The following is a 22,771-nucleotide window of genomic DNA, read 5'->3' on the forward strand; positions in this document are numbered from 1 at the left end:
CTTACTCGCTCAAAAGCCAAGAGCATGTGTTATTTATTGTAGGCGTTTAGCTTGCTGGCGCGCGGGCGCCAGCCCAAAAGTTATAAATAACATTGTGCACTCGTAGCCTTTAGGCTACATTTGTTTAGCAAGTTGAATAAATTGGAGTAATTATTATGGCGCTACAAACATCAGATTTTAATCCGTTTGATTATATGGAAACACAGCAAGAAATTAATACATTTTTAGAAGAGTGTTTAGCTGATGATGATCCAAATACCTTTATTGAAGCACTTGGCTTATTAGTTAAAAAGCATGGCGTGAGTGATATTGCTAAAGCAACGGGATTAAACCGTGAAAGCTTATATAAAGCAGTTAACGGTAAAACCAAGCCACGTTGGGAAACTATTTTTAAAGTGATGAAAGCACTTAACTTTCGCCTTACAACACAAGTTGCATAGGCTGGGTAGAGTGAAACGAAGTCCAACAAATCACAACTATACTTACTCGCTTAAAAGCCAAGAGTATGTGTTATTTATTGTAGGCGTTTAGCTTGCTGACGCGCGGGCGGCAGCCCGAATAAGTATTTGATTAGGTGTTTGAGGTTATCGTCACCGATAATGTGAATGCCTTTCGCGCTTTTTAGAGAAGAGAAACCTTATTCAAGGTTTTGTCGCGCTGGCGACGGCAGCCAAAGAGGGGCTGCCGCTGGTCCCTCTCTGGACACTCTCAGCGCACCCGAGCATCACGCTTAATCCTTCAAACCACAATTGATGTGAACGTAAACGCCATGAAAGCACATCCATGTGCAAGCATGGCTTTCATTTCATCCATGAAATGAATTACTCATCAATTGCTTGTTTTCAGGGCGTGATGACGGGGAAGGGTGTTAAACGTGAGGTTGGTGTTTGGTCTTAGATAAATACAAGATTTATCAGCTAACACCTTAATGTATGAAGTCGAGATTTAACCCCCTTTTTAATTCCAATGAAATATATTAGTAAAAATACGCCAATACAAAAATAAAAATTTCTCAGCGAGTTACATAACTGACGGTTAGTCATTTTCTTTGTAAATTACTTGTCACCCAATACAGGGTTAATTCATTTCGGAGAAAATTATGTCTAAGTCAAAATCTAATCAAGCACCTATGACCACAAAAGCTGTTGCTCGTATTCAAAGTGGTGAGGCAAAAGCAAATGGCGGCCAAGTTTCATCAAAAGGCTTTGCTGCAAGAGCAGCTCGTGCTGCCGCTAATAATAACAAAAACGATTAAGGAGTCAGGACTAGGAAGTTGTTGACTTTCTAGTCCTTTATTTTGATTATGTCTGCATATAGTAAAGATAAAGAAATTAGTAAGTTGGTAAAACACTTAATTAAATCTGGTTGGGTGTTCAAACAAGGAAAGAAGCACGGCTTGATATATGCGCCTAAAGGTGGTCGCATTGCAGTTCCTTGTACGCCGAGTGATAGACGCTCACATCTTAACTTTAAACGAAACCTTAAAAGAATTATGACAATGGAAGTTGATTATGCTTAAAGAAAAGCGCCAACCATTTATGACACCTGTTGAAATAGTACGCATTATCGCGAGTGCAATAGGAGTTAAAGCATCGAATAAACAGCTAGACACTTTTGCTTTCAAATATGACCAGCCCTACACCTTAGCTTCAAGTTTATTCAAGGAATCTATTTCAGTTCCTCTTTCTAAGTTCATCAGTAAGGGCTTCTCTAAAAAATTAGAAGCTAAATTTGAATCAATGATGCGGGAATATATTGAATTGGTAAACTCAACTCCTATGGACGGTATAACCAGAGTAGAGACTGAAGCAATTCTTACCCGGTGGATCCTCGATACAATTGCTGTTGAATTCAATCTTTTTATGGGAAAAGTAATTGAGGGACCAAATTATTTAATGAGAAATAACCTTCATCCTAATGGGATAACCCAGGCGTTTGATTGGTTATCTTCAAATATTGAGTGGTGGGATAGCTTTCTTAAATTTATTCCAAAAGAAAAACGTCATCGCTTCAAGCTTTGGAAAAGTAATGATGAACTGCCAAAGCTATCTAATATAACAAATATTCCAGATTACCTTTCTAATTCTGAAGTAGAGGGGCATGAATGGGAAAAGATTAAAGTTGTTATTTTAGCAGCCCGTTTTATCGATAATTTACAGCGAAATTATGCCGATATTTACCCAGAGCAATTAGTCAATGTTGATGTACTGAGCTTAAGTCAAGTTGAACAATATATATGGCATTTAAAGAGTAACAATCAAGTTTGGCTCAAATCGCTAGGGGAGCAAGGGCTAGAGATAGATTACATTTTTTATAAAAAGGGTGAAAATAAAGAACTCTCTGATGCAGATCGAAAACAGTGCTTAAAAACGTTGATTGACGAGCTTGAAGTCTCAACTTTTAAGCACCCCAAATTTAATATGGGATATTGGCTGAGCTGGTATCGCGCTCGATGGCATGCTCTGAATGGGGAGCTTAAAGAAGCAAATAGCCATTTTAAAGCAACGTTTGAACAAGCTTTATTTTTTGCTGGGCCATCGATACCTGAAATTATAAAAGAAGCTCTCAGTATTGCTTCTAGCCTTAAACCGACACCAGATAAGGCTTTTATTAAGAGGTTGAAAAACTCTGCAATCCTATTTGGTATTGATATACCTTTGCATAAAGAAGATAAAAGCCAATTAGAAGCTAATCGCTTTGATAGTGTTGTTGAAGATTGGGAATTAAAACTATATGCAGCAACATTTCATAAGCATTTTCCACCGGCTTTACAGTTTAATGACAGTTCCTCAAATGGAGCACAACGGATAGGACCATTACTTGGTTCTTTTAAGCAAAGTATTGAGCCTAACTTTCGAAGCCCAAATAAAAAAATAGTTGTTGGAGATACCTGGGGTAAGCAGATGCCCCAAATAGTCTATTTTTCATGGATGAATTGCGTGGAAACAGTTTCACAGTTCATTAATACAGGTGTAAATGTAAATGCACTATCTGATTCCAATGAATCTGCATTGCTTTTTTCTATCTTGCAAATGGATGTATTGGATCATGGTTCAAGCATGGACGATAGGTTATTCAAGCTAATAAGCTCTATTAAACATAGTGAAGGTGTTGTTAATACGAAAACATCCAAAAAAGAATTATTACCTCTAGTATGTGCCGTTGATACAGGCAGGCCAGAAGTCGTAGCCAAGGTCATAGAGATGGGAGCAAACGTTAACTTTAGAGGGAATACTGATAAACAATCAGCACTCTTCGCAACTTTGTGTAAAATCGGAATTATAAAAAGACCAGAGGTTTTGAAGAATTTGATAAAAGAACATCCTCTAAATGATGAATTATTAGATACTATAAGGAGACATTCTAACGGTTTAATGGGCGCTACATTGGATGAAGTTAAAAGAAATTACGAGAAGTGTTTACAAGATCCAATGTTTAAAAATATTACAGATTCTGGGCATAACTTGATAGTAGATAGAGTTAAAGAGTTTATGACATTAGATGATATGAGAAAAATAGCCCAATTACTCATAAATGCAGGATCTGACGCTAATGCCAGTCATAATACTAGGATTAATGGGTTTACACCTTTGATGCTTGCGGCTGAGCTAGATGAAGCTGAATTATTTGAAGCTATGATTCAGAAAAACGGAGATCCACTAATAACTGCTGAGCATCCTGAAACAGGGAGGCCATTAGATTGTAAGCATATTGCTTTCGCTCATCAATCAAATAAAGTATTAAGGTACTTAGTTTCACAACAGAAATGAGCATAAACGTAATATCGTTTTATTGATCACAAACTTTATTAAAGTTCAGTGTAAAAATTAGCTTTAAAATTTAGCCGCTCTAGTCACAATCTCTATTACCGCTAACCAGAAAAATTTCTATAGTAGAGTGGTTATTTATCAAAATTATAAAAGCCCTTGCAGCAATGGAACGGCTTTTTTGTGCGTGGTGATAAGCCATAAATAATATGATGTAGGTTGGGAAGAGTGAAACGAAACCCAACGAATCACAAATATACTTACTCGCTCAAAGCCAAGAGTATGTGTTATTAGTTGTAGGCGTTTAGCTTGCTGACGCACGGGCGATAGCCCGAATCAGTATTTGAATAGGTGCTTGAGGTTATCATCACCGATAACGCGAATACGTTTCGTACTTTTAAATATTATAAACCTTATTCAAGGTTTTGTCGCGCTGGCTTGGTGAGCCAAAGAGGGGCTATAGGTTTTTAAATTTTACTCTGCTGCAAGTAATTCATCCTTGAAGCTGGGTTACTGTCGGCATCCATGCCTTCACTTCCTCATACTGCGAAGCTGCGCTTCGGTTATTCGTCACCTCTCAGCGCCACCCGAGCATCACGCTTAATCCTTAAATGCACAATTGATGTGAACGTAAACGCCATGAAAGCACATCCATGTGCAATCATGGCTTTCATTTCATCCATGAAATGCATTACTCATCAATTGCTTATTTTAGGGCGTGACGACGGGGGAGGGTTTAAACGTGAGGTCATTGTTTGGTCTTGGCAAGAAGCAAGATCTGGCCCTCTATTTTCTGTTGAATTCACAGCTACCACTCAAACCTCTCATTTCTCTCTGTATTACGTTCTGCTTCTCTTTCATATTCACTAGCAATATATGCCTTCCATTGAACTTTTTTAGCAATACCCCATGCTGATATTTCTTCGTTAGTTGAACCTATTAATGGCTGAAATAATGGTAATCGAGATTCAAGTATTTTTGCTCTTGAGCCTGTCCACCCACTCGGGCTGAAGCTTGCGAGATATTCATCTAGAAACCAAAGGGGTCAAATCTTGACTTCATACATCAATGGTCTAGATTTATAGTTTACTGCTCATTGAGTTTATTATTATGTCTAGACCGCTGCGAATAGAGTATGAAAATGCGTTTTATCATGTAATGAATCGCGGAAGAGGGCGTGAAAATACCTTTTTGAGTGATGACGATTTTAAGCATTTTTTATACTGCATTGAGCAAGCAAGCCTTCGTTTTAATATTGAAGTGCATTCGTATTGCTTAATGACCAATCATTACCACCTACTTATAAAAACTCCTGATGCAAATTTAGGCAGGGCCATGAAACATATTAATGGTCTCTATACGCAATATTTTAATAGAACACACAATACAGACGGTGCACTGTTTAGAGGTCGCTATAAGGCTGTGCTGGTGGATGCTGATAATTACTTACTACACGTTAGTCGTTACATACATCGTAACCCAATAGAAACAAGTACACCGTTAGTAGATGAGCTAATTGAATATAAATGGTCTAGCTATTCAGCTTTTATAAAAAAAACATCGACGCCGAAATGGTTAGTTCGAGACTTTATATTTTCGCTTCAAGGAAAAAAGCGCAAATATGCTGCGTACAAACAGTTTGTTGAATATGAAAACAATAAAGAAATAAGTACTTTTTATGGCGCTAAAAAGTTATTTTCGGTGTTGGGCGGCGATGAATTTATTCAGAATATTAAGGAGTATATCGCAAAATCAGACAACGAAAAAAGCGTTGTTGTTCAGAGGCGTTCAACTGATGATGTTATTGCGTACTTAGCTAAATATTTTTGTATAGATGCACATGATATTGTAACGGTTAAAAAAGGGCGTAAAGAGAAAAATTTACCTCGTATGTTTGCCATAAAATTATGCCAAGATTTAACAGGGCAAAATTTGAAAGCGTTAGCCGTTGTTTTTAATGTTCAACATTATTCTGCCATATCTCAAACGGTATGCAGGCTAAATAAGTTAATAATTGAAGATGATAAGGTCAACTTACAGCTCGAAAAGCTTCGAGATAGTTTGATGTATGAAGTCAAGATTTGACCCCAAACCTAGCCTCAAGCCTAGCCTTTACCTGACCCCAAGCCTACCGACTCCAAGCCTAGCCTTGCAAACCTTCACAGACCACAAGCCCTTTGACCCTAAACTCACTCAACTTCCTTGGATGAAATATAGAAATATGAAACGATAAACTCAGCCAGAATAGCCAATGATAGAATAAGTAGCAGCAAAAGATCTGGCACTGAAAAAAGAGCAACTACAGGGAAAGCTATACCTAGCCCTAGCGCTGTACCGCAGTGGATTGTATATAAGATAAATAGTTTACTTATTCCGTTTTCAGAGGCGATGTTTGTAGGCTTAGTGAATTTAATTTTCCCATAATAAATTAATGTAACTAAGCCTAATATAATAAGCCCTATCATTTTGGCTCGCTAATACTTATAAGATATAGCTCATTTAAATTTTTCTCTTCACAAACTAAGGTCATTGTACGGACTCCACTTGTTAACACGGTAATTAAGGCCGGAAATATCACAAATTTCAGTGTTGTTGTTTCAACTTGGCCGGCTAGCTCGGCTATTAATTCATTGTTTGAGATTGAATACTGCTTTTCCGCTTGCTTTCATTCAACTTTATAAACCTCTAGTAAAATTCGCCTATTATGGGAGCTGATCCTACAAAAGTTCTTATATCTAAACTAACAAAGCTTAGAGCAGAAGAAACCCTATTACTACTTCTTTAAAGCTGGTTATAAAAAAGGGCAATGTTATTGCCCTTTTTTATGCGCTTAAACTAGTTGTTATAAACTATAGCGCTACTAAGCTTTGCTCTAGCATTGCCTTTATTTGTTTTACTATTTTAGCTTCTGTTTCTGGTTCGAATTGTTGTATACGTGGGGTGTGAATGTGCCCTGTAGGTATACTTGAATTAAGCGCATCGCGCAGGCGAATACTTCGGTACGATATTTCGTTAGACAAGTAACCACCGCCGCCGCCATTTACCGCAATACTATTTTTAAGCTCGCCGTACGAACCGGCTTTATAGGTTTTTTCAAGGGTGGTGACTTCGTGATTGTCGATAACTTTATAAGGGCCTTTGGCTTGTTGCATGTAATTTACAGGCAAGCTAAATTTTACAAACTCGTTGCCCGGAAGTGGTCGGCCATTAAGCTTTGGTATTACTGGGCTTGTTTGCGTTCCACCATACACAATATTGGCATTATCGGGGGCGGTTACACTGCGGCGTTTACCTGGGAAACGCTCTAAATCAAATTCTGTTCTGCCCATACTTACGGTTACTACCATGTCTACATTATTAAGTGCGTAGTAGGGGGCAAGTAGTGATTCTATTATACCTTGATCAAAGTCTTCGTAGCGCACAGGCACCATAACGGTGTTAATTTCTGCGCTCACGCCGTTGTAATTAATAACTTGGCCGTCGAGTAATAACGCCGCAACACCTGAGGGGTTACTTTGGTTTATGTTTTTATCGAGTAAAAAAGGGTCAAAGCCTGTTAGTAATATTTTTTTAGTGCTGCCTGATGAAAAAGCAAGGTCGGTACGGCCTCTACTGCCTTCCTCAAGTAGGGTTAGTAAAGTATTTAGTTGAGCCTGCGTAATTGAAAATTTAGGTGAAGTTGTGCGTATTACTTTACTTGAAAGCAGGCGTGCCCAGTAGAGCTCTCGGTCGTCGTAGTTACTGGTTTTTATTATGCGTTGCTTGGCGTTTTCCCAGAGTTCAAAGCTAAAGTTTTGTACTAATGCTTTTGCACTTTTAAAGTCGTTTAATTCTTTAAATTGTTGCTCAAAACTTGATACTTGTGAGGTAAATGCATTTAAAACATTTGGCATTGCCGATTGGGCTTTGTTGATACGCTGTTCTTCAACAGTTAAAGGATTACTTAAAGCAGCGAATGAAGAGGCAATTAAGCTGGTCGCTAATAATACTTTGATCATAATACTCCTAAGATAAGGCTATTTTTTATGTGTAATTTACTATCCTATTATTACTAACTTAGGGCAACCGATTAACGTTGAATCGACTGAAATTTGCTTTTGCCGTGCATTAGTATTGTTTAACGGCCAATTAGTATCATCGGCTAATAAAAATCCCTGAGTCAAAAATTGATCTTTATAGGTTCTACTTTAAGTTCTAATAAAAGTAAAAAGCCGTTACAGCAATGCAACGGCTTTTCATTATGGTTTTATGCGCTTCGACGATACGAGCGAAAGGCTTTATAGTCCTTTAAAACCCTCTATTAATCATCTGGCCCTTTTAAGGTAAACACTAAATGTTTACGCATATCCTTTAAAATCACGCCTTTTTTAAGCATTGCGCCGCTTAAGCGTTTTTGCCATTTTAATAAATCTGGCTCTGCGGCTGCTAAGGCTTGCTCGTTTTCAAACTGAAAACACAGCAGTAGTGAACTTGGAAATAAGTGATATTCCACATCAAACCAGCATTGCAGCATGTCTGGGAGCTCAGCGCGGCCTTGCTCTTCTAATTTTTCAGCAGTATTAAGTACAAGCGCTTGCTGTTTTATTTGCACTGCAGAGAGTTTTTTCATTATTAAAATCCAAGTTAGCGGCTAAAAAATGCAGCCGGAATGTGGGCATTATACGCAAGCTTATAGGCAGGCAACAACTTTGAAAGGGAGTTAATGTCCAATAGAGTGTATCTGCTTAAGATAAAGGGTCATGTTGCAAGGCACCTCCAGTTTTTCAACCTATGTAGGTCGGATAAGTGGCGCAGCCGCGCCATCCGACTTTTTAAGTTTCATCACTGAACTCCGATTTGGGTATTAATATATTTTTTAGCTCAATAGTTAAGTAACCTTAACCTAGGCTTTTGCCAAGTTGCTTGCGACAACTGGGGAGTGGTTGTCGCAAGGCGCCTTTAGCGCCTCACCACACTACGCTTAATACTTATAAGAGGTATTAATTGGGTAGGTTTATTTGGAGCGGCGCTTGTCTAGTACGTAGCGTACGGCCATTCTTGCAACACCCGCACCAATACCTGAGACTACTGCCCATGTAACGGCCTCTTTAAGATCTGTTTCTTCGCTTGGTCTATCTTTTGGAGCTGGTTCGTTGGTAACCTTTTCCCACGATTTTTGTAAAGTTTTCCTTGTTAACATACCTGCTGATGCAGCGGCGAGACCTATACCTATTGTCGTAATTAGTTGTTTATTACTCATAATGTTCTCCTTTTTATAAATAACGGCAGCGTTATTTATGTATAACTCTTTAAGTAAGAATATTAATAACAGCAATTTATGTACCGATAGGCTGAGGCGCTTTTAAATTAGGGCGTTCTTGTTTCATGCAAATTAGTCGTTTAAAACCACACTCACATCACACTTTCACCACATTTGTACACAAGCTAAATAACCATTGTAGAGCGTGCGCAACTCTGCTCAAAATCTTCTTTTTAGATATTAACTCTGCAATTTAACTTACCTTCTAGGCGGCTTATCGCACTCATTGCTGTACAGATAGTAAACACTTCCACCCTATGCTTTAATATTAAAAAACAAGGGAGGGCGTTATGAGTAAAAATCGATTTTTATTTAATAAATACGTTTTGGTAATGACAGTGTCGGGTACTTTGTTTGCACCGCTATCTGTTTATGGCAAGGATAAGGGACCAGTAGTTGAGCAGCTTTGTGCTAGTTGCCATAGTTTAACTAACCTTGAGCGCAGCGCGGGTTATAGCCAGCAGGACTGGCAAACATTAATAAGCTATATGGTTGATGCGGGCGCAGATACCGCGCTTAATAAAGATATAAGTGCTTATTTAGCTGAGCATTATCCTGTAAACACTAAGCGCGAATCTAAGGTTGTTACCGGCGATTTAAAGCTTAGCTTTAAGTACTGGCAAGTGCCAACGCTTGGGCAGCGCGCTCGCGATCCGGTGCAAGGTAAAAATGGCATTATTTGGTGGGTTGGCCAGTGGGGTAATATTTTAGGTAGGTTAGACCCTCAAACCGGCGATATGAAAGAGTATACACTGCCAAGTGGTACATATGCGCACAGTGTGTCGCTTGATAAAAATCAAACCCCTTGGTTTTTAGGCAATAAAAATGGCACGGTTGGATATTTAGACTTAAAAACCGAAAAATTTAAAGTGTTTAAAATGCCAAATAAAAATGCCCGCGACCCGCATACTGGTGTATTTGATGAAGCCGGAATATTTTGGTTTACCCTCCAGCATAGCAATATGATTGGCAAGCTAGACCCTACAACTGGCGATATTCAATTGGCTACTTTACCCACTAAAGGCTCACGGCCATATGGTATTAAGCTTGATTCAAAAGGCACGCCGTGGGTGTCGTGTAATGGTAGTAACTGTTTGGTTAAAGTTGATAAAAATACCATGGAGCTTAGTGAGATAAAACTCCCAGGCGCTAAAACGCATACTAGGCGATTAGCCATTACGCCTGACGATATGGTTTTTTATGTTAACTCTGGTATGGGTAAACTTGGCCGCTATAACCCCAAAAACGGTAAAATAACGCAGTGGGATAATCCCAGTGGTGAAAACAGTCATCCGTATGCAATTGAATATGCCGATAACGCCATTTGGTTTAACGAGTCAGCCAAGCGTCCTGAAACCTTAGTAAGGTTCGACCTTAATACCGAAACTATGCAGAGCTGGCAAATTCCGAGTAAAGAAGGAGTTTACTCTGGCTTAATTAGGCATATGCGCATGGGGAATAATGGGCTGATCATTCATCAAACAGCAACTAACCAATTAGCTGAAATTACGTGGAGTAAGTAATAATTTATTTTATGTTAAAGCTGCGTACTGCTTACTAGTAAGTTTTCTTATATTAGGTAGGAGTTTTTTACAAAGCTTAGCAACTTTTACCTTTTAAATAAGTAAATTGATACAATTATTTATTTAAGGTATTGATTTTTATTAGTTAAATTTGTGGTTTGGGTTTTGCTTGGTAGTAAGTGTATTTTCTTAAATAAAATAAAGGAGTTATTATGAGTACCGTTATTACTGGGTTATTTGAAAGTGCATCACAAGCAACACTCGCAATTTATAGATTAGAAGCTTTAGGTATTAATGAAGCTGACATAAGCATTGTAGCCAACGACTCATACGCAAAGGAAGATTTTGCTGTAGACGAAGGTACAAAAGCCGCTGAAGGTGGCCTTGTAGGCGCGGCTTCAGGTGGTATTCTTGCTGCAATTATTGGCGGTTTTACTGCAGTAGGTACTGTAGCAACAGGTGGTACGGGCTTATTAGTTGCCGGACCATTAGTCGCAGCATTTGCTGCTGGTGGCGCAGGCGCCGCAGTAGGTGGTACTTTAGGTGCTGCAATTGGTGCGTTTATTCCTGAGCACGAAATTAAATATTATGAAGATGCCATTGAAAAGGGCTCTATATTAATTGGTGTTAAGTACGATAGTGACAACAAAAACGCTATTGAAGAAATACTTAACAATGCAGGCGCAAGTAACGTTTCTACGGCTTAACGTTAACTAATTAGTTTCAAAATTAATTAAAAAGGTGAAACTTAGTTTCACCTTTTTTTTCGTTTTTAACGGCGGAGCAATCATAAATATTAACGTAATTTTTTGTCATTAAATAAACTCCATATATAAGTAAATTGGTTTTAAATATGCTTTGATTATAGAAAAGACTTATTTAGATAGGCGCTTTTTATTACATGTCGTAAGGCCCCCCTAACAACACCAACTCTCGAGACTACCGCCTATATAATAGCTGCCTTTTAACTTGGCTTGTCTTTTTGGGTTGGATCGTCGGTAATCTCCTTTTATCAGTTTTGTAAAGTTGCCATTCTGTTTGTAAATATGCCTTGTTTTTTGCTTAACTTTTGGGTGAAAGTCAGTTTTTTAATTAATTAGCTATTTATTTAAACGTAATAAAAACTATAAATTTACTTTTTAATCAATAAATTAAAAATAAATAATACATAAAATCATGTTTACGCGTAGGGCTGGTATATACATTGAAACTACTTGTTTAATAGTCGCTTAATTTAGCGTTATTGCTTTATTAATTTGATACTAACGAGGAGATGATGATGAATTGTTTGCAGTTTGATTCAAACGCTAAAAGATCTTTAACCCGCGTTTTAAAACCAACTTTTGCGATACTACTTACCGGTGTGTTACTACAAAATAGTGCACTGGCTAATGTAAAAGTTCAAATGCACCAAGTAACTAAGTCGGGCCAGGGGCAACTACTAGGTACTATTACGCTAACAGAAAATGATAACGGCGTTGTTTTTTCACCAAGTTTAAAAGGTTTAACACCGGGGCTGCATGGTTTTCATGTTCACCAATTTGCTAGTTGTGAACCCAAGAAAAAAGGCGAGAAAGTTGTGCCGGGGGGCGCCGCTGGTGGGCATTTCGATCCAAAAGCTAGCGAGCATCATGATGCTCCTTGGGGGGATGGCCATTTAGGCGATTTACCGGCGTTGTATGTAAATGAAAGTGGCCTAGCTAAATCGCCTGTTTTAGCGCCAAGGCTCACGCTTGAAAAACTTAAACAACACGCAGTAATGATTCACGAAGGAAGTGATAACTATGCAGATAAGCCAAAGCCATTAGGTGGCGGTGGCAAACGTGTTGCTTGTGGCGTAATTGAGTAAATCTAAGGAGGAAGTTATGCCATATAAAAATCGTGATGAATTACCTGAGTCGGTAAAAAGTAACTTACCTAAACATGCTCAAGAGATATATCAAGAGGCGTTTAATAGTGCGTGGGATACCTATAAGGACCCTAGCGATAGAAGAAACGATGATGACCGCGAAACAACAGCGCACAAAGTAGCTTGGTCGGCGGTTAAAAATAGTTATAGCAAAAATGATAATGGAAATTGGGTAAAGTCGTGTAACTAAACTAACAACAAAGCTTAAGCATTAAAAAGCCGCCATAGCTGATATAGCGGCTTTTTATATAGACGTTTTATAGTTGCGCTGTTTATACAATACTTTGCAGTCTGTTTGAGTAAAAACTGGTAAGCAAAACCATAAGTACTGCTTTAAACACGAATGTGAGTTTGGTTTAAATTTGCGTTATTATTTATTTGTATTAGCCAATCAGAGAACACTTTGAATTATTTAGCTCATCTTTATTTAGCGCAGCCCACAGCCGATTCTCACTTTGGGAACCTGTTGGGTGACTTTGGTGGAAAAAGACATGTAAAGCACTTACCAAACACAGTTAAAAATGGCCTCGATAACCATTATTTAGTTGATAAATTTACCGACTCTCACCGCGCAGTTAAACACGCTAAACAATACTTTTCACCCGAGCGTAAACGCTTTGCTGGTGTGGCTATTGATGTGGTGTTTGATCACTTTTTAATTGTGCATTGGCAACGATTTAGCAAGCAACCTTTAAGTGATTTTAAGTACACCAGCTATCAGCTTTTAAATAACCGTATACCTGTTATGCCAGCGCGAATGCAGCATGTTGTAACAAGTATGACTAAAAACGATTGGTTTAAAGAGTACGAAACCGTTGAGGGAGTAGGGCTTGCGCTTGATAATATAGCCAAACGCATTCGTTTTACGAACACTTTTGCGGGCGCGGCTGAAGACATAGCACAGAATTACGATGAATTAGAAGCCGTGTTTTTAGCGTTCTTCCCGGAGCTAATTAAGCATGTGAATGAGTTTGACCTTGAAAGCCCCTCAAAAAATGGCATAAAGCGCATTATTTAAAGTTTTCATCAATTGTTAATCTTTTGTGATAAGTTAAGGTGAAAAAAACGCTACTCTAATACAAATTAATTTTTGAGTGTTTTTAATGAATCGCAATTACTTGGTTATTGTGGGCTTTGCTGTTTTAGCGGCATTTCAATCCGGTGCTGTATTGGCTTTCGACTTCGACTTAAAATCGGTACGCACAACTATTTCAAACCCAAGCACTAGCCACGCGCTAATATACGACGACTTGGCTGGGAGTAATCAAAAAACACTGCTTTCGTTAGAGCCCATAAATAACCAGCGTGTGGGTGTGTTTTTTGATATTAACGACATTGAAATTGGCTACTCTGCCGACATTTTTGAAGATGACGTTGAAACAAAAACACAGGATATACTGCTCTCGTATAGAAAATTTAAAAATTCTAAAATCACATTTAACTATCAAACGCTTGAAGGGCTGCAAAGCACGGCTAGCAATTTAAGCGGCAATCAAACGGATCAAATTTTCTCGCAAAATACACGTTCAACCAAGTTTGAGCTATCTGGCCAACACAACTTTTATACCTTCAATAATAAAGAGTCTTTGTTTGAGCATTTTTTTCTTAATAGGCCAAAGCTAAGCAGCAAATTTGATTTGTCGTTAAGTGTTGTTGGCGCTTGGTCTTTCAAGCATGTATCTCTTGAGAATAAAGATAATATTGTATTTCAGGCTGATTTTTTAAGTTCACCTGTGCCACAGATCACTAAGTTAATTTCTAATTCGTATGGGGCGAGTATTGGCTCGCTTTTATCATTTTCGTTACCGCATAATGTTCACGTATTTGCTGAATACAAAGTAGGTAAAGGGCATATTCAAAACACAAACCCTGGGCTGGGGTTAAAAGATTCGGGCGCCGAAAAAGTTGAAGCATACGGTGGTGGAATTTCTTGGACTTCCGACAATAAAAAACTTATGGTCGTACTACGCGCGTGGGAGCAAACAGGCCGGCATATAGATACTTCTTTTGGTGATTTGTCAGTAATTAAGTTTTTTTAGTATTGATCACCAAAATAGTAAATTTACCAGGAATACTATGAGTAAGAATAACGCAGTACCTCAGGCTTATGTGAAGCAAGAGGAAGGTTACCGAATTAAAGCCTTAAGATTGTACCCTTGGGTATGCGGGCGTTGTGCTCGTGAGTTTGAGTACTCTAATTTACGAGAGTTAACGGTGCATCATATAGATCATAACCATAGTAATAATCCAGAGGATGGCAGTAACTGGGAGTTATTGTGTATTTATTGCCACGACAATGAGCACAATAAATACCACGAACATATTATGTATGGCGGGTCGACTACAGAGCGAAAAGTTGAGGCTGCAACGCATTCTCCATTTGCCGATTTAAAAGCGATGCTTAATAAATCAAAGTAGCTTTAGAGAGAGCTATTTAGCAAGAGCGAAGCATTTTGTGCCTCGCTCAAATTTGTCGCTAAATTTTAATCGCCTCAGTGGGCGTTGTTGATAATCCACTAAAATACTTCATTACTAATTGGCCTTGGCTGTCTTTTTCTATTACTAAGTAATTGTTTGAATTAGGATAGTAAAAGCTATTTTTAGACATGGTAATTAGTTTTGTTTTATCGCCACCGGTGCGCTTAGAATACAAAACGTCATTTTCAAAAATTAGGCTGCGTAAGGTGTTTTTATCAATACGGTAATCACCCAATACGGGCGCTAACTGCTGCGCTGTTACATCTGCTTTTTTAAACTCGGGGAGCGCAATACCCAGTGCTTTGGCTGTGAGTTTTTCGTTGATAAAAATAGGGTTTATGTGGTTTGAATTAGCCAGTACTGCAACATATAGCTTTTGCTCTGGAATATAGCGTGCATGTGCTAAAAAGCCATTTATTCCGCCAGTGTGTTTAATTACGGTGTATTCATTCAAAGGCTTAATAATTAATCCGTAACCATAGGATGAAAAGCTGCCGTCATTGAGTTTAAAAGGGCTAACCATCTTCTCATAACTTGCCTTACTAATAAGCTTGCCAGACGATAATGCGCTAAACCAAATGTTTAAGTCGGTTGGGGTAGATATAAGCGCACCTGCGGCATAAGGCCAGTCCATATTAATATAACTTGTGTTTATAAAGCCTTGCTCTGTTTGCTCATACCCAGCTGCGCGGTGAGCAACAATTTCTTGCCCTTCATAGCTGCTTTGAGTCATCCCTAGTTTTTTAAATATATTTTGTTCAATAAAGTCTTTGTAAGATTGCCCACTCGCCACTTCAATTATTTTACCTAGCAGTGAATAGCCCGTGTTCGAATAAGCCATCGCTTCGCCGGGTTCAAACACCATTGGGTGTTTGGCAAATCTCTTGAGTGTATCGTCAACGCTGATGGGTACTTGTATTTCTTTATCGAATAAGTCGTCGTCATCTGTGTAGTTGGCTATGCCTGAGGTGTGGGTTAATAAGTTTTCGATTGTGACGAGGTTGCCCTCGGTGGGGAAGCTTGCAACATACTTATGAATATCATCGGTAACCGCTAGCTTACCTTGCTCTTGCAACATCATAATTGCAGCTGCAGTAAATTGTTTTGAAATAGAACCTAAACGTAAAACGCTTTGCTCATTAAGTGCAATGTTATGCTCAAGGTTGGCAAGCCCGCGCGTTCCTTTGAAAAGTACTTTGCCATTTTTGCTTATAATTACCGATACCCCGGGCTCGTTTTCAAATAGGCTCTCGTTAAGAATTTCCTGATATTGCGAGGCTGTCGGATTTGCTATTACAAGGCTGGGTGTTAATAGCAAGAGGGCTAACAAACAGCTAGCGTAAAATGGCTTAATCATATTCATCCTTTTAGTTTTTATACCAAACCTGTAAATAGGTTTAGCAATCCTTGTACTTATTAGTGAATTAATATTGCACAGCTAAAAAGTAAACACAATTATCAGATTTTATAGGGACTCAGTAATAGGTATAATCGCCGCGTTTATTGGTTTTATTATTTTCTTACAAGGAAGTTATTTATATGCCTGATATAACGGCTCTATTTTATATTGCGATTATGGCTTTTTATTTATTACACAAAAACGAAGAGGGCAAAATATTAGTGCCCATAATAGGTTTTGCTGCAATTCCTCTTTTTAGCAACGATTACTGGCTATGGTTTAAGGTAAGCGTAGGGTTAGGAATTTATGTATTGGTGGTGGAAAAAGCTAAAGCAGGGTATACCGGTGGCGGGGCTGTTTCAGCATTTGCTATGTTTTTTATGGTGGCTTTTTTAGTTAGTATTATTATAAAAACTATTTTTTCTGTTGCTATTAAATTTAGTTTTTAAACCTCATGTTTATTTAGTCAAAACTAAATTATCTCTACTTTCTCGCGCATACTTGTGGTTTATTATTTTTAATAAACCACAAGTAGCCCTTTAATTTAAATTAATGAGTTAAAAACATTCCAACATTAGTGCCAAAAACTAGTGGCACTGTATCTTTACCTATTTTGCCAAATTTTATTGAGTTACCCATTACTTCTCCCGCTAATGGGTAGCCTTGCCATATAATGTCACCTGTCTTTGTACTAACTTCAGAGATAAGACTTGATTGTGAATAATAATTATTGTCACTTGAGTTTGTGGTAATTAATACATTATCAGAATAAGGTAATTGTATTAGGCCTGTTACTTCACCATTAATTCGAGCTTTTAGTAATAGTTCTAAGTCTAATGAAAAAGTAACTAAATTACCCTGATATGAGTATTCAGGAGAAAAACATAAAACACTATCCGTTTGAGGTTGTGCATAAAGACTCTTACATTCCTCTGAGTTTACTGAACTGGAGCGCATGCTCAGTTTATTATTCTCAAAGGTAAGAGTTGTTAGGCTATCTCGAGTACTTAGTATTACTAATTTTTCCCCTAAAGTACTTGTTGTGGCAGTAATTGAGGTGATGGCACTGCTAGCTGTCCATGTAGCTAGAATATTATTGTTACTAATGTCGTGTACGGTAAGTGTTTCATATGTGGCTATTAATGCATCGTCATAGCCATCGTTATTAATATCAGTAACCTCTAAAGCATTATAATTAGAAGAGTCATCTTCTGTCGTTACTTGCCATTTAGAAATATCAGACTCTAATTCAATTACGTTTAGGGAAGGAGAGTAATTGCGAGTTCCAAATATAAATAATTCATCATAATTGTCTGAATCTATATCACCTATTGCTGCTAGGGCTGCTTCGAGAATATTTGATGAGCTATTATAATTAGGTGTAACTTCACCATCTTCATTCATAGTTAAGTATCGAGGGCGAATATAGCCACTATTTGTACTAGGAATTATATAAACTGCCGCCTCTTTTTCAGGGCTTATATTTGCCCACCCAGCTGCAATATAGGAATCGTATTGTGAAGGTGATTCTCTATTTGCGTTATGCCATAAAATTTCGGAATTTGGAGTAATACCAGCGACTACTAGTATATCTTTACCTGAACTGCTTAAGCCTGTCCCCCAAACAATTTCTTCTTTACCATCATTATTAATATCGCCAACAACCATCGCAGCGCTGCCATGATCTATAAGTGGCAGTGTCCACAGCTCTGCATGGGTATTATCAGTAATATCGTAGGCGTGAACTTGACCCCATTGGCAGTCGCCAATTATTATCTCATCGGCTGGGTCGTTATCTATATTTGCTGTGGCTACAGAACAATTATCCTGATTATTAATAGTTAGGATTTGAGAGCGATCATTAGCATTCCATACTGTTATCGAATTCCATCCTTCAGTGCTAATGATCTCATCTATACCATCGCTATTTACGTCACCTGTTGCCATAATTGGGCCAAAGCCGTCAGCGTTAAACCATTGACTGCTAGCACTTTGGATATCAAAAACTTCACCGTTTGAGAGTATTAATTCTAATGATGTGTCGCTATCGATATTGGCAACAGCTATTTCAATAGGAGAATCTCCCTCTAGAGAAAAGCTAAAAAGCTCTGTTTGAAAATTATTGTCGTAAACAACAGCTTCTTTAGCGCTATAGCTTTCACCAAAAATTACGATTAATTCAGGTTCGCTATCACTATCAATATTTTTTACCATAAAATTGTGGATAGTTTTACTTGTCGAAAATACACTGCGAGGGGGCTGTGTAAAACCTCTTACTTGATAGATATTATTATTTGTTCCTACAAAGGTATTGTTTGCGCCATTATCTTCTTTAAATACAGATAGGCGCATTTCATTCTGATTACCGCCAAAAGAGTATGGGTAGCTGTAAATTGATTCGAATCCATCGCTTTTTTGAGATATAACAGACAGTCCACCTAATTTATCAAGCACCAACATTTCGTTATTTTCATCGCCAATGAAGTTACCAATTTGCATACCGTTAGATATATGGGTGAGCTCAATATCCTTTCGCATTGTAGGTGCTTTAAAGTTTGGTATTGTTACATTTATTTCACTAACTAATGGCTCAAGGGTTCTATCAGATGTAAAAGCAAATTTAACCGTATTTTGTTGCGTTATCATAGGCAATAGTGGGGTCCATTTTACTTCCCCTTTGCTTGATACCGTCATTCCAGTGGGTCCGTATAATAACTCGACTGGGGTGTCTGACTCAGCATCTTTATTTACATTGAATGTAACTTCTTCGCCTGCTTTTGCTTCAGTAGGTGCGCTTGATAAAGACAACGTTATTGCTCTATCAAGTGTAAAAATAGCACTGCCGCCAGTGCCTGATTCATACCATTGCATTTGTTGTTCATTAGGAAAACTAGCAAATAGCTCAAGGTTAGCCCCAACAATATAATCAAAAGAACTTTCACAGTCATACCCTTGATTTTGTTGCTCAAAGCTTAGGGTTAATGAGTGACGTTCACCGCTATCAACAGATGCATCAAATGAGTAGCTACCGGTTACATTCGACTGATTAGAATTGATTTCGAAACTACCATCTGTATTAAACTGAAATGTTTCTAAGCATTTATTTGGGTACTCGTAAAACCAAGTGGCACTAATTGATTTTGATGTTTCATTAACAGCAGTTACAGCGGAGTTTGGGGCGTCTTCACCCCCGCCACCGCAACCGGAAATGAAGCTCGTTGATAAAAATATTACAGAGAGTAGCTTTCGCATTACATCTTCCTTAATCTGAGCTTTGATAAGCCATATAAATAAACTGAAATATAAGATTAGCCATGACGCTGAGCATAACTAATGTATTAAAGTGAACGAATTGTGAATAAAAATAATCAGTAAATCTAGTTAAATCATAATTATTTGTAAACATAAGTAAATTGAACGACTGCTAAAGTGGTTGGTTTGAGATAATTAATAGTCGTACGGCTGTTGCGCATAGCCGGTACTAATTGAGCGTCCAAAAAAAAAGGCCGGTTACTACTTGGTAGTACGGCCTTTTAAAACTCTAGAATAGATTAGTAATTATAAAGTTTATTTTTTCTTTTCGCTTGGTGCTGGTTGGCCATAATTAGGTGAACGAGGTCCATATAATAAGCCGTTGTAAACATCTGAAGAAAGTAAGCGTGTTGAAGTCATTGCTGCGATTTCAAAGCCTTTATCGGTTACCGTTTCAGCAATTTGATTGATTGCTGCAATAACAAGCATACCTACAAGGCCACCACCGCCATTACTTTGTTGTTCAGCTGAAGAGGCTCTTGCTTTGCCTTGCCACAATTGCTCGCCAGTGCGTAAATCAACTAGTGAGGCTGACACAGTTACAGCTGTTTCGCTAGAAATTACAACATAGCTAGTACCGTATTCTTCAATAGTGATGTAAAGCGCAGAGTCTGCACCAAAAATTTCATGTAATTTATTCACCGGTACTTGGTGTACGTCGCTTGCAACAGTGAGGCCATTACCTTTAAAGGTTTGATCAACTAAAGCAACAGGAAAAACATAAAAACCCGACTCAGCTATAGGCGCGACCATTTGAGTCATCACACTGTATGGTGCAATTACTTCAGGTGTATTATTTAGCGGAGGTAAAATAATAACTGAGTGAGGGTCTGCTTGTTTAAATGCTGTGTAGTCATGTGCTGGTGGAGGTGAAACACAACCAGCGAGTAATGCGACTAATACGATCGCTGTGTATGATTTTAAATTAAGCATATTAAGCGCCTTTCGCAGATTTTAGAAGGAAGTCGATGTAATGAACTGATTCTGGGAAAAGTGATTTCTCAGTTTCGAAGTGAGTAGTGCCTAATGAAGGATTACCCGTTTCAAAGTACAGCATACCTAGGTGAGCATGTAAGCCAGGTGCAACATTCTTACTTTTGTTTGCGGCATCGGCAATAATTTGCTCAAGCATACTAATTTGCTCTTCGGCTGTTACGTCATCTGCTTTTAAATAGGCGTATACGGCAGTGCTATAGTCGCCGTAATAGTAAATAGGTTCTTTCGTTGAGTTACAACCCGTTAGGGCTATACAAACAAATGCTAAGGTAATTAGCTTTTTCATTATTTATTGCCCCATTGGCCAGCTTCAAGACCAGTAACTAACTTGTTAACGACTTCGCGAATAGCTAGGTCAAGTACTTTGCCATTTAATGTGGCATCGTATGAAGCTGTGCTACCAAAACCAATAACTTCACGTTCTGATAGGCTGTATTCACCAGCACCTTGCACTGAATAAATAACTTCTGATGTAGTAACATCAACAACATTAAGCGTTACTTTAGCATAAGCAATTTGCGATTTACCTTTACCCAATAAACCAAAAAGCTGGCGATCGCCAATGGCTTTACGGCCAAACTCTGTTACATCACCAGTTACAACAAATTTAGCACCGCTAAGAACTTGTTTTGTACCTGTTAACTTTGCCTCTTCCGCAAGGGCTGCCATATTGTCGCGATCAAGCACACTAAAGCGATTTGTTTGTTGTAAGTGGCTCATTAGTGTTGTTTTTGCTTGGCTACCTAAACGGTCTTGGCCTGATGCAAATATACCATTTTGAAAGCTCGAACGGTTTACAAACTGACCTACGACTAGTTTGCTTTTTGCACCTGAGTAGGTTGTGTTATAGCTAGCAACAGTTGGTGTTTCTATTACTTTTGATGATGTTGTAGCACACCCAGCTAAAGACGAAGCTGTAATTGCAGCGATTACAATTGTTTTAATGTGGCTTTGGTTAATTCGCATAAATTTTTGTCCATATAGATAATTGCAGAAGTTTTTATTGATAGGCGCTTGATTTTTATACTTATAAGTCAATTACTTATTTCAAGAGTCCATTCAACTTACTTTATAAACAAAAGTTGATGTAAATACAATGTTATTTATGTTTTATACAGATACACACAATGAAAAAGAATAAATTCTTTGTAATAACAATGCTAATTCATTAGTTTTTAAATTATTGAAAGCCTTTTTCTATAGTTGATATACAAGGAGATTTATTGCGCGCTGAGTTGTTAATTAGTAATTTTATTCAATTAACTGTAATTTTTAAAACTAATCGGCTGCAACTTGTAGTGGGGAAGGATCGCCTTTTTTAGATACCTAAAACACTAAGGCTTGCTTTGTTGGCGATATTTTTTTAGCGCGAGGCAGGGTTAAGTCAGCTAATGATAATTGCTGCTTGGTCTGCATGTCATTTTGCTCGTAGCCACTAACAACAAAGTCATGTTTTAACTTATGGCCTGCGTTTTCGCCGCTGTGTATTTGTGTTTCTATACCAAAGCCTAACAGAGCTACATGGGCTATTAAGTTTTGGTCAGTATTATCTTCGATATTAACAGTATCGTATTCGAGATTAATTTTACTGTTGTTTATAGTCGCTTTTAAATTACCTAAATAACGGGCTTTAGCTACAGGAATAGCTTGTTTATAAAACCAACCTTGCCACCCGTTGCCGTTAACCATAAATCCTGGAGTAGCTACAATCCTACTTTTACCGAGTGCCTTATACGTGCGTTGTCTTTTACTAAACACAGCAGAGGCAAACGGGTCTTTCCAACCCAAATAATTCCAATAAGTAACATGAAAATTAATAGGGATTAAATCAGTCCATAGTTTTTCATCATCTGTAAACGTTGAAATCCAGCGCTCTGCTGGTGGGCAGCTACTGCAACCTTGCGACGTGTAAAGCTCTAAAAAGGTAGTCGGATTAGCTGTACTGGAAATAGTTACTTGCTCAGCAGCTTGGCTTTGAAAGCAAAAAATTATTAACCCAACAAGTGAAATTAAAAATGGATGGGATAGAGCTTTAAAAGGCATGTTACTTCTCGCAAAGGCTGATATTGCATTCAGCCTAAATGATAT

21 protein-coding genes are annotated in these 22,771 nt (G+C 38.1%); 12 read left to right on the forward strand and 9 right to left on the reverse strand.

Annotated features, from left to right (window positions below; translation table 11 throughout):
* The first annotated feature begins 155 nt into the window (after positions 1 to 155).
* The 4 genes from H5089_RS03160 to H5089_RS03175 all read left to right on the forward strand — a co-directional run bounded on the left by H5089_RS03160 (position 156) and on the right by H5089_RS03175 (position 5,852).
* The gene (locus H5089_RS03160; RefSeq protein WP_007579952.1) at positions 156 to 440 is read left to right on the forward strand and encodes an addiction module antidote protein; all 285 of its coding nucleotides are present in this window, start codon (positions 156 to 158) and stop codon (positions 438 to 440) included.
* A 659-nt stretch (positions 441 to 1,099) separates the two neighbouring features.
* Positions 1,100 to 1,255 carry a hypothetical protein gene (locus tag H5089_RS03165; protein ID WP_008166284.1) on the forward strand — a complete coding sequence of 52 codons (156 nt, stop codon included), beginning with the start codon at positions 1,100 to 1,102 and terminating at the stop codon, positions 1,253 to 1,255.
* Positions 1,256 to 1,511: 256 nt separating this feature from the next.
* Positions 1,512 to 3,770 carry a hypothetical protein gene (locus H5089_RS03170; RefSeq protein ID WP_182711450.1) on the forward strand — a complete coding sequence of 753 codons (2,259 nt, stop codon included), beginning with the start codon at positions 1,512 to 1,514 and terminating at the stop codon, positions 3,768 to 3,770.
* 1,107 nt (positions 3,771 to 4,877) lie between these two features.
* Positions 4,878 to 5,852, forward strand: coding sequence for a transposase (locus H5089_RS03175; RefSeq protein WP_182711451.1), 975 nt, complete (start codon positions 4,878 to 4,880; stop codon positions 5,850 to 5,852).
* Between the two features lie 764 nt (positions 5,853 to 6,616).
* On the opposite strand, the gene H5089_RS03180 is transcribed toward H5089_RS03175, so the two are convergent.
* From H5089_RS03180 to H5089_RS03190, 3 genes are all read right to left on the reverse strand, one after another.
* Positions 6,617 to 7,765 carry a hypothetical protein gene (locus tag H5089_RS03180; RefSeq protein ID WP_182711452.1) on the reverse strand — a complete coding sequence of 383 codons (1,149 nt, stop codon included), beginning with the start codon at positions 7,763 to 7,765 and terminating at the stop codon, positions 6,617 to 6,619.
* 302 nt (positions 7,766 to 8,067) lie between these two features.
* Positions 8,068 to 8,376: a hypothetical protein gene (locus tag H5089_RS03185; RefSeq protein WP_182711453.1), complete on the reverse strand. Its 309-nt coding sequence runs from the start codon at positions 8,374 to 8,376 to the stop codon at positions 8,068 to 8,070.
* 384 nt (positions 8,377 to 8,760) lie between these two features.
* Positions 8,761 to 9,006, reverse strand: a complete 246-nt coding sequence (locus H5089_RS03190) for a DUF4235 domain-containing protein (protein WP_002958040.1) — start codon at positions 9,004 to 9,006, stop codon at positions 8,761 to 8,763.
* A 350-nt stretch (positions 9,007 to 9,356) separates the two neighbouring features.
* Here H5089_RS03190 and H5089_RS03195 point away from each other — a divergent pair, with 350 nt between their 5' ends.
* The 7 genes from H5089_RS03195 (at position 9,357) to H5089_RS03225 (ending at position 14,916) form a co-directional block, all read left to right on the forward strand.
* A complete protein-coding gene (locus tag H5089_RS03195) occupies positions 9,357 to 10,589 on the forward strand; it encodes a cytochrome C (protein WP_182711454.1) in 1,233 nt (410 codons plus the stop codon).
* 212 nt (positions 10,590 to 10,801) lie between these two features.
* A complete protein-coding gene (locus H5089_RS03200; protein WP_002958042.1) occupies positions 10,802 to 11,296 on the forward strand; it encodes a general stress protein in 495 nt (164 codons plus the stop codon).
* A gap of 572 nt (positions 11,297 to 11,868) precedes the next feature.
* Complete coding sequence (sodC, locus tag H5089_RS03205; RefSeq protein WP_182711455.1) at positions 11,869 to 12,438, forward strand: superoxide dismutase family protein; 570 nt, start codon at positions 11,869 to 11,871, stop codon at positions 12,436 to 12,438.
* 16 nt (positions 12,439 to 12,454) lie between these two features.
* A complete protein-coding gene (gene chaB / locus H5089_RS03210) occupies positions 12,455 to 12,688 on the forward strand; it encodes a putative cation transport regulator ChaB (RefSeq protein WP_182711456.1) in 234 nt (77 codons plus the stop codon).
* Between the two features lie 213 nt (positions 12,689 to 12,901).
* Complete coding sequence (locus H5089_RS03215) at positions 12,902 to 13,516, forward strand: ACP phosphodiesterase (protein WP_182711457.1); 615 nt, start codon at positions 12,902 to 12,904, stop codon at positions 13,514 to 13,516.
* Positions 13,517 to 13,601: 85 nt separating this feature from the next.
* Positions 13,602 to 14,537, forward strand: a complete 936-nt coding sequence (locus H5089_RS03220; RefSeq protein ID WP_182711458.1) for a hypothetical protein — start codon at positions 13,602 to 13,604, stop codon at positions 14,535 to 14,537.
* A gap of 37 nt (positions 14,538 to 14,574) precedes the next feature.
* Positions 14,575 to 14,916, forward strand: a complete 342-nt coding sequence (locus tag H5089_RS03225; RefSeq protein ID WP_024604747.1) for a YajD family HNH nuclease — start codon at positions 14,575 to 14,577, stop codon at positions 14,914 to 14,916.
* A gap of 58 nt (positions 14,917 to 14,974) precedes the next feature.
* On the opposite strand, the gene H5089_RS03230 is transcribed toward H5089_RS03225, so the two are convergent.
* The gene (locus H5089_RS03230; protein ID WP_182711459.1) at positions 14,975 to 16,333 is read right to left on the reverse strand and encodes a serine hydrolase; all 1,359 of its coding nucleotides are present in this window, start codon (positions 16,331 to 16,333) and stop codon (positions 14,975 to 14,977) included.
* A 146-nt stretch (positions 16,334 to 16,479) separates the two neighbouring features.
* On the opposite strand from H5089_RS03230, the gene H5089_RS03235 reads away from it, so the two are divergent.
* Entirely contained in the window at positions 16,480 to 16,824 is a 345-nt protein-coding gene (locus H5089_RS03235) for a hypothetical protein (protein ID WP_259396034.1), read from the forward strand.
* 100 nt (positions 16,825 to 16,924) lie between these two features.
* On the opposite strand, the gene H5089_RS03240 is transcribed toward H5089_RS03235, so the two are convergent.
* From H5089_RS03240 to H5089_RS03260, 5 genes are all read right to left on the reverse strand, one after another.
* On the reverse strand, positions 16,925 to 19,627 hold the full coding sequence (locus H5089_RS03240; RefSeq protein WP_182711460.1) for a VCBS repeat-containing protein: 2,703 nt from the start codon (positions 19,625 to 19,627) through the stop codon (positions 16,925 to 16,927).
* A gap of 315 nt (positions 19,628 to 19,942) precedes the next feature.
* Positions 19,943 to 20,620: a DUF799 domain-containing protein gene (locus H5089_RS03245; protein WP_138488585.1), complete on the reverse strand. Its 678-nt coding sequence runs from the start codon at positions 20,618 to 20,620 to the stop codon at positions 19,943 to 19,945.
* Position 20,621: 1 nt separating this feature from the next.
* Complete coding sequence (locus H5089_RS03250) at positions 20,622 to 20,969, reverse strand: DUF4810 domain-containing protein (RefSeq protein WP_008165258.1); 348 nt, start codon at positions 20,967 to 20,969, stop codon at positions 20,622 to 20,624.
* Positions 20,969 to 21,649 carry a CsgG/HfaB family protein gene (locus H5089_RS03255; protein ID WP_076923668.1) on the reverse strand — a complete coding sequence of 227 codons (681 nt, stop codon included), beginning with the start codon at positions 21,647 to 21,649 and terminating at the stop codon, positions 20,969 to 20,971. Before H5089_RS03255 ends, H5089_RS03250 begins: the two co-directional genes overlap by 1 nt.
* A gap of 360 nt (positions 21,650 to 22,009) precedes the next feature.
* On the reverse strand, positions 22,010 to 22,726 hold the full coding sequence (locus H5089_RS03260; RefSeq protein WP_182711461.1) for a DUF1223 domain-containing protein: 717 nt from the start codon (positions 22,724 to 22,726) through the stop codon (positions 22,010 to 22,012).
* Between the last annotated feature and the right edge of the window lie 45 nt (positions 22,727 to 22,771).

It is taken from the genome of Pseudoalteromonas sp. SR45-1, from assembly GCF_014163655.1.
GTDB classification, from domain to species: domain Bacteria; phylum Pseudomonadota; class Gammaproteobacteria; order Enterobacterales; family Alteromonadaceae; genus Pseudoalteromonas; species Pseudoalteromonas distincta.